Source organism: Novipirellula herctigrandis, assembly GCA_007859835.1.
Lineage (GTDB): Bacteria > Planctomycetota > Planctomycetia > Pirellulales > Pirellulaceae > Novipirellula_A > Novipirellula_A herctigrandis.
Genome location: SJPJ01000001.1, coordinates 406,042 through 406,939 on the forward strand (window position 1 = coordinate 406,042; position 898 = coordinate 406,939).

Genomic DNA, 898 nt, shown 5'->3' on the forward strand with positions numbered 1-898 from the left:
AGAAGCAAGAAGACAAGAAAGGGCCACCCAGTTTTTGATTTTAGCAAAGAGCTTTTCCAGAGTCTTTGCTTCGGACATGCTCCCCCTTTGGAGGCGATCGGAGTGGTATCCCTCCTCTCCAGCGAGTTCACATGCATCTTTAGAAAGCAAGCAAGGGCCACCCAGTTTTTAGCAAGTCAAGCAAGAGAGCAAGCAAGGGCCACCCAGTCTTTAATTTTAGCAAAGAGCAAGCAAGGGCCACCCAGTCTTTAATTTTAGCAAAGAGCAAGAAAGAGCCACCCAGTTTTTGCTTTTAGAAAGCAAGAAAGGGCCACCCAGTCTTTAATTTTAGCAAAGAGCAAGAAAGAGCCACCCAGTTTTTGCTTTTAGCAAAGAGCTTTTCCAGAGTCTTTGCTTCGGACATGCTCCCCCTTTGGAGGCGATTGGAGTGGTATCCCTCCTCTCCAGCGAGTTCACATGCATCTTTACAACATCGACCGCGCAGCACACAACGCTAATCGCAAAATCAGTTGCAGGTTCGAGCGTGCGGAAGAGAGTCCGCTACACCGAAGCTAGTCCCAGTGGGTTCTCGGGAGCACACAGCCAGCCTTGACCACACCGGACTGCCTCACGAGCAAGGCTCTCGGGAGTTCCTGCCGCTCGCTTAAAGACGCGACCAAACTTCTTCACAATGTCACACCAACCATGGGTGTCGATCCCAAAAAGCAAGAAAGGGCCACCCAAATGGAGCAAGAAAGCAGCAAGAAAGCAGCAAGAAAGCAGCAAGAAAGTAGCAAGAAAGTAGCAAGAAAGTAGCAAGAAAGAATAGCAAGAAAGAACCACCCAAACAAAGGGCACCCATTTTCTTTTAGCAAGGAGCTTGTCCAGAGTCTTTGCTTTGGAAATATTCCGCCATTGG

At 48.8% G+C, this 898-nt stretch carries 1 protein-coding gene and 1 pseudogene; one reads left to right on the forward strand and one right to left on the reverse strand.

The window, feature by feature from the left end:
• A partial coding sequence (locus CA13_RS34505; RefSeq protein ID WP_419193812.1) for a hypothetical protein occupies positions 1-252 on the forward strand: 252 nt, incomplete at its 5' end.
• A gap of 288 nt (positions 253-540) precedes the next feature.
• Here the strand turns inward: CA13_RS34505 and CA13_RS34510 are convergent.
• A pseudogene (locus CA13_RS34510) lies at positions 541-898 on the reverse strand (hypothetical protein); the annotation flags it as partial.